A 9,814-nucleotide genomic window follows, 5' to 3' on the forward strand; every position below is an offset into this window, starting at 1 on the left:
TCATCTCGGCAATATAATGAGCGGTGGCTTCTCCTTCGACCGTGGCATTGGTGGCCAGAATCACTTCAGTGACTTCACCGCCGTCGAGGCGCTCCCCGAGCTTGTCCAGGCCGATATCCAGTGGACCGATCCCGTCCAGCGGCGACAAATGGCCCATCAGAACAAAGAACAGACCCTTGTATTCAGTGGCCTGCATAATCGCCTGCACATCAGCCGGGGTTTCGACAATACATAACAGACTGCGATCCCGGCTGTCACTGGCGCACAACTGACAGATCGGCGACTCGCTCAGATTACGGCACTGCTCACAATGGCCGACCTTCTCGATGGCCTCCTGCAGTGTCTCGGCCAAATGGCTTGCGCCCTCGCGATCCCGATCCAGCAGATAAAACGCCATGCGCTGGGCAGACTTCGGCCCCACACCGGGCAAACAGCGCAACGCCTCGACTAACTGATTAATCAGGGGACTGTAGGACATGAGGGCCTGTACTCGAATAACTCATTCAACTGTCAGCAAGAACAAATACTTTTGTCCGCGAATAAACGCAAATAAATACGAATACGCAGTTTTTTCATCTGACACTCGAACTTTTTTGCGTCAATTCGCGTTCATTTGCGGACTGCATTATCTGTCTCGCTGTCAGAACGGCAGTTTGAAGCCCTCGGGCAGGTTCATCCCGTCGGTCATGCCGGAGAATTTTTCTTCCACGGTTTTTTCCACATGGCGCACGGCGTCGTTGATAGCCGCAGCTACCAGGTCTTCGAGCATTTCCTTGTCATCGCCCACCAGACTGTCATCGATTTGTACGCGTTTAACATCATGCTTGCAGGTCATGGTGACCTGAACCAGACCACCGCCGGACTGGCCGGTAACTTCCAGTTTAGCCATCTCTTCCTGGGCTTTTTGCATGTTGGCCTGCATCTGCTGGGCCTGTTTCATCAGATTGCCTATTCCGCCTTTCATAGTTTTACCTCAACGTATTGCTATCGGTTTAGTCGATCGGTTCCACGCTCCCGGTGTTGATCCGGGCGTCAAACGTTTCCATCAGATTTTTTACATTGGCGTCGTTTTCAATCGCCTCCACGGCAGCACTTTGCCGCTCATCACGCTCCCGGGCTTCACGACGCGCCGGGGTTTCGCCTTCCACCTGGCCCACCTCGATACTCAGTTTGATCGGTTGGCCAAAATACTCGCTCAGTTGTTGCTGCAAGCTGGCCTGGCGCTCTTTGGTATACAACGGGGCGCCGGTCTGATCCAGTGCCAGCTTGAGGCTGTTGCCCTCCCGGGCCAGTAAAACGGAATGGGCGGCCAGCTGTTTGACCGCGCCACCGAGCGGCAAACTCCCCACAATCGTCGACCAGTCCTGTTCGGCCGGCGCCGGCTTAACCGGTGCCGGTGAATTATCCGCCTGTGCCGGTTTCGCGGGTGGCGGACGCGGCACGTCCGCCGACGGCTTTTTTGCCGCGACAGGGCCTCCGCCCTCGCCTGCCTCGACCGGCCGAAATGCCAGCATGCGCAGCAGCGCCATTTCCAGACCGCTGCGCGGGTCCGGCGCCAGCGGCAGATCGCGCCGACCTGTGAGGGCAATCTGGTAATAGAGCTGGACATCCTCCGGGCTCAATTTCTGCGCCAGCGCCTGTAGCGCCGGTTGATCGCCCATGCCCTCATGGTACGCCTCGGGAATCTGCTGCAAGAGCGCCAGCGAATGCAACAGGCTGATCAGTTCTGCCAGCACCTCGCTGTAATCGGGGATGATATCGATGGCCTGCTGAACAATTTCCAGCACCTGCTGGCCATCGCCATCAGCCAGGGCATCGAGTAATGCGAGCACCGGTTGTTGATCCAGCTTGCCGAGCATGGCGCGCACTTCCACCTCGCGCACCGCCCCGCCGCCGTAGGCGATGGCCTGGTCCAGCAGACTCAGTGCATCGCGCATACTGCCGTCAGCGGAACGGGCCAGCTGCTGCAGAGCGGGCACCTCGAATTCAATCCCCTCCTGCTGCAGGACGTTTTCCAGATGCTGGACGATCAACTCCGCCGGCAGGCGACGCAGATTGAACTGCAGGCAGCGGGATAAAATGGTGACCGGCAGTTTTTGCGGATCGGTCGTAGCAAGCAGAAATTTCACGTGCGGCGGTGGCTCTTCCAGGGTCTTGAGCAACGCGTTAAAACTGTGCCCGGAGAGCATGTGTACCTCGTCGATCAGGTACACCTTGTAACGGCCGCGGGTCGGCGCGTACTGGACGTTGTCGAGCAGATCGCGGGTATCCTCGACCTTGGTGCGCGAGGCGGCATCTACCTCCAGCAGATCCACAAACCGGTTTTCATCGATCTCGGTGCAGGCACTGCAGACGCCGCAGGGCTGCGAGCTGACACCCTGCTCACAATTGAGCGACTTGGCGAAAATCCGGGCAATGGTGGTCTTACCCACCCCGCGGGTACCGGTAAACAGAAAGGCATGATGCACCCGGTCGTTATCCAGCGCATTGATCAGCGCGCGGGAGACATGCTCCTGCCCCACCAGCGTATCAAACGTACGCGGCCGCCATTTACGCGCCAGAACCTGGTAACTCATGCTTTTTCCGAACCCATCCGAAGTTTCATGGAAAGGCCATTCTACCTGTCCGCGGGAGGCGGTGCATCAATTGGAAAACAGGGCCGAGGGACGAGGGACGAGTGACGAGGAAGATCAAAGGCTTGCCTGATGGATCGCGAGCGGCTGCGCCGCGATTGGTCTTGCCTGTCGCACGGTATACCGCGCCGCAGGCGCTACGACATGAACAGGGCCGAGGTACGCTGCGCTTTTCCTCGTCACTCGTACCTCGCCCCTCGTCACTGAAATAGGGTGACAGCTCGTACCAGCCACACCCCGGCGCCCGAATCCACCGCTACGGCTGCTCCCTTCCAGGCCTGACCGGGTTCACGGTTTATCGTCGCGGGGGGACCGGCACAAGCTGCCATTGAACTGGCCGATGCGCCCAAAAACAAAAAGGGCCGGGGCCCTCTGGGTTTTCATACATCCGAATCGCGATGGTAGCACATCACTGTCGGGCTTTGTGCATCAGAACGACCCGTCCGCTAATCTGTTCCACGCTAAAACCCAGGGTCTGCCCAAGCCAATCGAAGGTCGCCGGACGATAAAAACTGACGTGAGTCGGATCGCCCTTGTAGCCCCAACGACGAAAGGCTTGCGGGTCCGGATCCAGGACCAGCGATGTCATCACCCCCAGCCAACCGCCGGGGCGCACCCGCGCCGCCAGCTGCGGCCAGGCCGTGCCCGGATCGCAAAAATGCTCCGCCACCTCGGTACAGGTGACAAAATCGTACTCCCGCGCCAGCAAGGTTTCATCCGGCACATACAGGGGATCGTAATCGTGCATCACCATCCCCGCCTGGCGCAGCATGCCGCTCAGGGTCGGCCCGGGGCCGCAGCCGTAATCGAGCCCTTCCATGCCGGGACTCAGCCGCGCCAACAACGGTTCGGACAGTTGCGCCAGAAACGCCCGATAGCGGGAATCGGCCGGATCGTTGTCGTGTCGATCATAGACCGCCTTCTCTTCCACAACCGGCAGGTGCGCCGCCGGATCGGCGCTGATCAGCTCACACAGTGGACAGTGATAAAAGCGCCGGCGCCGATCCGCGCAAAAGAAGTCGGCGGGATGGCGGCATAACGGGCAGGCAATCGGATTGGCGGGGCGTTCAGGGCTGTGTTTCACGAGTACAAGTATATCATTTTCGCCCCGCCCGAACGGTAGCGAAATGCAAAACAGGACTATAGACTGCGCGCCATGCCAAAACGCCTCCTGCCGCGCGACTACCTCGCCTTTTTATGGGCCCACCGGCGCCTGCTCGCCTTCGGTCTGCTGACCGCCATGCTCTCCGGTTTCGGCCAGACCTTTTATATCGGCCTGTTCAATCCCCAGCTGCGCGACAGTTTCAATCTCGGCCACGGCGAACTGGGGCTGGTATATGGCGGCGCGACCCTGGCCAGCGCCCTGCTGCTGACCTGGCTGGGCAAGCTCTACGATCGCAGCGATCTGCGCCTGTTTTTGAGCGGCGCGGCGTTGTTGCTGATCACCGGCTGTCTGCTGCTGGGCGCCAGCAACGGTCTTGTGGCGTTGTTACTTGCCCTGTTCCTGTTGCGCCTGGGCGGCCAGGGGCTGATGACCCACATCGCCCTGACCACCATGGCACAACGCTTTCACGGCGGACGGGGCAAGGCGGTCTCGATTGCCGCCATGGGCCTGCCGCTGGCCGAGGCGGTGTTCCCGGCCACGGCGGTGGCCGCACTGGCGTATCTGCACTGGCGCGAGCTCTGGCTGCTGGGCAGTGTCGTGGTGCTGGTGCTGTTCTTACCCCTGTTGCTCTGGTTGCTAAAAGGCGCCCACGGCGGCGAGCTGCCCGCCGAGACCCGGGAACAACACTATTCACGTGACTGGTCTCGCCATGAGGTGGTGCGTGACTGGCGCTTCTTGTTGCTGGTACCGGCCGCCGTGGCCGCACCGTTTACCGTCACCATCGCCTTTTTTCACCAGATCCCGCTGGCCGAGGCCAAGGGCTGGACGACCGAACTGGTCGCCTCGGGGCTGGCGCTGTTCGCGGTCGGACATGTGGTCGGGCTGCTGGGGGCCGGGCCGCTGGTGGATCGCCTCACCGCCACGCGGCTGTTCGTGCCCTCGCTGTTGCCGTTGATCGCCGCCATGGCGGTGCTGGCCGGATTCGACGCCACCTGGGCAGCGTTGCTGTGGCCGGCGCTGCTGGGCCTGGGGCTGGGATTCAATTCCAGCGCCCTCACCCCGCTGCTGGCCGAACGTTACGGCCTGGCCCATCTGGGGGCGATTCGGGCCCTGCTGCAGGCGATCATGATCCTCTCGACAGCGATCGGCCCGCCGCTGCTCGGCGGCCTGCTGGATCGGGGCCTGAACACCGACGTACTGGCGGGCGGGATCGGCACCGCGATCCTGATTGCCACCGTGCTGGCCGCTGTGGCGCTGTACACCGATCGGCAAATCCGATAGCGCGGGGCACTTCGCGAATTCAACGTAATCGAAAACCGGAAGGTCGATCTAACGCACGGCGATGGTCATCGTCATGCGGTGCGATTCCCCTGCCTTGAGCGTATAGGCGTTATCCAGCGCATTGGCCGCCTCGACGCAGAGCATGTGCGCATACTGATCGTCGGGCATGTCGGCAAAGGCTTTGGCACCTTCGGGGCCCGGGTTCCAGACGACCGTGCTGGCGCTGTGAGTCTTCTGCATCACGATCCGGCGCTGGTTGCCGCTGTCCTCGAGGACCACCGTATCCGGATGGTCGACAAACACGCAGTCCATCGGCATGTTCACCTGCAACGGCCCCGTCTGGGTAAAACGCTGATCGTCACGCAGTTTGTCGATATACGTGAGGTTGTCCATGCCGTCGATCGTCAATCCGTCTGCGTTGGCGACCCGAAAATAGGTGTGAAACGCTTCGGAGACCACCCAGTCGCGATCGCTGCGGTTCTCGCCGACCAGCTCCAGAGTCAGTGTCTCGCCGAGTGTTACCACCAGTTTCAACACAAACGGCCACGGCCAGGCCTGGCGAATCGAATCATTGGGTTCAAGCTGCAATACGACTTCGGTGGCGTCGTCATCCACGCTGCGTACCGATGCCACCTCCCAGAGTTCATAACGGGCGATGCCGTGACCTTTTTTGGCCGCATCACTCGGATCCGCGCCCATCGTGTCGGGATCGTACGGACCAAACCAGGGCCAGCAGATCGGCACGCCGCCACGCACCGGCTTGCTGCCGTCATAGATGGCCGTCTCGCTCAACCAGATCACCTCCTCCCTTCCGGCGGGCTGGTAACCAAGCAGCGTGCCGCCATGGGTAGTCAGAGTGGCCGAGCCGTGGCGGTTGTTCAGTTCAATCATGATTAACTGATCGTTTTGATAGAAGCGCACATCGGGATGGGAAAAACGGTGTTTGAGATCATCCAGCACGGGAAAGACTCCTTAATGGTTAAAGATAAAGCGGGGTAAAGATAAAGATGAGTAAAGATAAAAAGTGATGGGCAACCGTTATTCCTGCCGGGTAAAAAACGCGGTCTGGGTCGGTTGACCGAACTCGGAATCGTGATCGCCGATCCCGCCCATCACCACCCGGTAGCCGTTACGCCGGGCGACGCCCTGCGACCAGAGGCGAAAGCGGGCACGGTCCCATTCGAATTCATGATCCGGCTCGCGGAACTGGCCCGGGGACAACCCGTACAGTGGGTTATATTCGCGATTGGGCGTGGTGATGTACACCACGCGCGGACGCATCTGGGCGAACACGACACGCTCCGCCGCCGACAACGCACCGGGTTTGAGATGTTCGATGGTCTCCACCATGGCGGCGGCATCATAACCGCCAAGGCCGGGCTGCGATTCGGTATAGGAGCTGCTGATCAGACGTAGCCGGTCAGGGGCATCGTGCAGATATTCGCTTAACAGGTCTCTGGCCTGAAGCAGTGAGTCGCCGCAGCTTTCCAGGCCGACGATCGCCTCGAACTGCCGCTCCCCGGCCAGCCGATACAACAGATGGCCCGAACCGCAGCCCAGATCCAACACCCGCCGCGCCCCGCTGCCCTTGAGCCGGCGCAACACCTGATCCAGCCGCGTTTCATGCAGGGAGGTCATGCGATCCATCATCGACGGGGCTGTCAGCGAATCGATCTCCATCACTCCTGCACCCCGTGCGCCACAAAGGGACTCGGTTCGCCCGTGCAGGTCAGATCGAGGTGGTGCATGGCGCGGGTACAGGCGATGTAGAGCAGGTTTTTGTCCATCTCGGTGACGTAATTGTCCGCGCCCACCTGGGGCACGATCACCTGATCGAATTCCAGCCCCTTGGCCAGCGCCGCACTGGTAATCACCACGCCCGATGCAACCTGGCTGCTTTGCAGATTGAGCAAATGCAGGGGTTGATCGATGGCATCCTGCAGGGACTTGTATAAACGGTCCGCCTGCTGCGGGGTCTTGCAGAGGATCCCCAGTGTATGAAACGACGAATCGGCAAATTCCTGGATTAACTGGCGGATTTGCGCCAGTTCCTGTTTGCGGTTGGTCAATGACCACACCCGCGGTTCCTCACCGTGGCGCTCGATCGCTTCCAGCTCGGCATTGGGCGCGATGCGCTGCACGAAGTTCACGATCTCATACGTGGAACGGTAACTGGTGTTGAGCCGGGCGCAGAAAGCATTGGTGAACACCTCGCGGATCCCGTCGGCACTGGTGGAGCTGAACGGATTGACCGACTGGTTGGCGTCGCCGAGGATGGTTTTCTTGCAGGGGAACAAGCGCGAGAGTACCGCGTACTGCACCGGGGTGTAGTCCTGCATCTCGTCCACCAGCAGATGCTTGACGTTACGGTAGTTCTTACGAATCCCGTCCAGGCGCATTTTCAAATAGATCAGCGGGAACACGTCCGAATATTCCAGGCGTGAATTCTTCGCCGGCTGGAACAGCTGTGGCTCGCCCAGCCAGGTAAAAAAATCCTTGTAGGCATTACGCAAGGTGGTGGTCTGCATCATCCCCTTCAGCGACTCCTTGAGCTCGGCCCGCTCGCGGGGCGTCATGTCATGATTGTAGTAAATCCCCACCTTGCTCTCGATATCCTTCGCAATGCGGTTGACGCGCTCGGCCACCGGTGCCGCGCGATGCTTTTCATAGGACTCCTCCAGAAACCAGGCCGGCACCGGTCGGGTGTTGATGCGCAGATCCCGCGGCGTGAAGCGGTTGGCTTCCAGATGGCCGATATAAGTGTCGAGTTGTTTGAGAAAGTCGAGCGAGGCCTTGGCGCGAATCCGCTCTGGCAGGGCCGGATCGTTGTTTTTCAGCAGACGGGCGTTTTGATCGTGGAAGGTTTCAAACTTGTATTGATGATCGAGCAGCTCCGCCGCCAGGGTTTCGATCTCGGTCTCGCCCACCTGCTCCTCGCCCAGCTCCGGCAGGACGTTGGAGATATAATCGGCAAACACCCGGTTGGGCGAGATGATCAGAATATCCTCGGAGCTGAGCGACTCCTTGAAGCGATAGAGCAGATAGGCGATGCGGTGCAACGCGATGGAGGTCTTGCCCGAGCCGGCCACCCCCTGGATGATCAGCACCGAGGAGTGTTCGTTGCGAATGATGGCGTTCTGCTCGCGCTGGATGGTCGCGACGATATTCTTCATCCGCTCGTCGGAGGCCTGGCCCAGGGTCTCCTGCAACACGTCATCGACGATGTTCACCGAGGTATCGAGCATGAACTCCATTTCCCCGTGGCGAATACGGTACTGGCGCTTGAGCGCGATCTCGCCCGCCACCTCGCCCTCCGGCGCCTCATAGCGTCCGGATCCCAGCTCGTAGTCGTAAAACAAGGTAGCGATGGGCGCGCGCCAGTCGAACACCCGGTTGCGTTTCAGCGCTTCATCGAAAAAGGAATGGATACCCACATAGACCGGCAGGGGCCGTTCTTCGCCCTGTTCAATAAAATCGACCCGGCCGAAATAGGGCGAGGCGAGCAGTTTCTGGAGCCGTTTTTCCTTATCCAGCGCGACCTCGCCGGTGAACATGGCCTGGGCAATGGACTCGCGGTTGGCGATCTTCTCCACATGATCCATCTCGGCGCGATGCTCCCAGGAGTACTCCTTCTGAGTCTGGATCTCCTCAGCATAACGCTGCACCCGGGCATCGATATCCGCCAGCGCGCGGCGCAGTTTCGTCTTGATCTCCTCGAGATGCGCTTTTTCGTCGGCTTCGGTTTGAATCATCATACAGCTTACTCTATTCACAATACGTACGCGGTTTCCCGGCCAGAAACCCGTTCTGGTAAAAAAATTATCCGGGTTCAAAAGACTGACAGGATCCCGTCAGCCACAGAAGTGAATGACGTTAACTGTTCGGCGTCAACCGGGCAGGCTTTCCAGCATCCGCTCGTACAGGCGCCGGCTCGTCGCATCATGCAGCACGAAGCGGATATGCCGCACGGCGGAAAGTTGCGCCAGCATACTGTTCATCGTGGTCAAGGCCACTTCGGTTGCCGCCTCCAGCGGGTAGCCGAAGGCACCGGTGGAGATCGCCGGAAACGCGACCGAGGCGATGCCATGCTCCTGTGCCAGTGACAGGGCGTTGCGATAACAGGCCGCCAGCAACTCATCGGACGGCTCATCCACGCCGAAGATAGGCCCCAGGCAATGAATCACGTAACGATTGGGCAGATTATGCGCCCCCGTGATGACCGCCTGCCCGGGACGAATCGGCGCCAGCGGCCGGCACTCGGCCTCCAGTCCCGGACCCGCCGCCCGGTGCAGCGCCCCGGCCACCCCGCCGCCGATACGCAGCTCGGCATTGGCCGCATTCACCACCGCGTCCATATCGGACTGGTTGGCAATATCGCCCTGGAGACACTCAAGGCGCACATTATGCAGAAGCCGCTCATTCATAGGATTCGCCTTCAAGACCCGCTTGCCGGGTGGAAAATTAACATTTCCAGGGCTGTCATTGTAGGGAGGTAAGCGTCAAACGCCGTCAGAAGCAGCGTCGAGGAAGGAATGCTCGACACACCTGCGCTGCGCCTCATAAATAGATCCTAGTTACTAGAACCTAGCCCCTAGAAACTAAAAAAGGCCCCGTTGGGGCCTTTTTTATTTGGCGGAGAGGGAGGGATTCGAACCCTCGATACGGGGTTACCGTATACACGCTTTCCAGGCGTGCTCCTTCAACCACTCGGACACCTCTCCCAAAACAGTTGCTAGGTACTAGCTGCTAGGGGCTAGTAACTGCCCAGCACTCAGCACTCAGCACTCAGCACTCA

The 9,814-nt window shown here is 60.0% G+C and carries 9 protein-coding genes, 1 tRNA gene and 1 other RNA gene; 1 reads left to right on the plus strand and 10 read right to left on the minus strand.

The features are described from left to right. From recR to RI563_RS11000, 5 genes are all read right to left on the minus strand, one after another. On the minus strand, positions 1-478 hold a 478-nt coding region (gene recR / locus RI563_RS10980), incomplete at its 3' end, for a recombination mediator RecR (protein ID WP_310694429.1). 162 nt (positions 479-640) lie between these two features. Continuing rightward, positions 641-964, minus strand: coding sequence for a YbaB/EbfC family nucleoid-associated protein (locus tag RI563_RS10985; RefSeq protein ID WP_310694430.1), 324 nt, complete (start codon positions 962-964; stop codon positions 641-643). Between the two features lie 28 nt (positions 965-992). After that, positions 993-2,576 (minus strand): DNA polymerase III subunit gamma/tau, encoded by a 1,584-nt coding sequence (gene dnaX / locus RI563_RS10990; RefSeq protein WP_310694431.1) that lies wholly within the window; start codon positions 2,574-2,576, stop codon positions 993-995. A 278-nt stretch (positions 2,577-2,854) separates the two neighbouring features. Then, positions 2,855-2,951: signal recognition particle sRNA small type (gene ffs, locus RI563_RS10995), an RNA gene on the minus strand. Between the two features lie 91 nt (positions 2,952-3,042). Beyond that, on the minus strand, positions 3,043-3,717 hold the full coding sequence (locus RI563_RS11000; protein ID WP_310694432.1) for a class I SAM-dependent methyltransferase: 675 nt from the start codon (positions 3,715-3,717) through the stop codon (positions 3,043-3,045). A 72-nt stretch (positions 3,718-3,789) separates the two neighbouring features. On the opposite strand from RI563_RS11000, the gene RI563_RS11005 reads away from it, so the two are divergent. After that, positions 3,790-5,019, plus strand: coding sequence for an MFS transporter (locus RI563_RS11005; RefSeq protein ID WP_310694433.1), 1,230 nt, complete (start codon positions 3,790-3,792; stop codon positions 5,017-5,019). 48 nt (positions 5,020-5,067) lie between these two features. Here the strand turns inward: RI563_RS11005 and RI563_RS11010 are convergent, their stop codons facing one another. The 5 genes from RI563_RS11010 to RI563_RS11030 form a co-directional block, all read right to left on the minus strand. Then, positions 5,068-5,979, minus strand: a complete 912-nt coding sequence (locus RI563_RS11010) for a D-hexose-6-phosphate mutarotase (protein WP_310694434.1) — start codon at positions 5,977-5,979, stop codon at positions 5,068-5,070. 78 nt (positions 5,980-6,057) lie between these two features. Further along, positions 6,058-6,699 carry a methyltransferase gene (locus RI563_RS11015; RefSeq protein WP_310694435.1) on the minus strand — a complete coding sequence of 214 codons (642 nt, stop codon included), beginning with the start codon at positions 6,697-6,699 and terminating at the stop codon, positions 6,058-6,060. Beyond that, the gene (locus RI563_RS11020; protein WP_310694436.1) at positions 6,699-8,774 is read right to left on the minus strand and encodes a HelD family protein; all 2,076 of its coding nucleotides are present in this window, start codon (positions 8,772-8,774) and stop codon (positions 6,699-6,701) included. The genes RI563_RS11015 and RI563_RS11020 overlap by 1 nt, the downstream gene beginning before the upstream one ends. Positions 8,775-8,906: 132 nt before the next feature. After that, positions 8,907-9,443, minus strand: a complete 537-nt coding sequence (locus tag RI563_RS11025) for a macro domain-containing protein (protein ID WP_310694437.1) — start codon at positions 9,441-9,443, stop codon at positions 8,907-8,909. A gap of 206 nt (positions 9,444-9,649) precedes the next feature. Next, positions 9,650-9,740, minus strand: a tRNA-Ser gene (locus RI563_RS11030). Positions 9,741-9,814 lie beyond the last annotated feature (74 nt).

The organism is Thiohalophilus sp. (genome assembly GCF_031581315.1).
Lineage (GTDB): Bacteria > Pseudomonadota > Gammaproteobacteria > UBA6429 > Thiohalophilaceae > Thiohalophilus.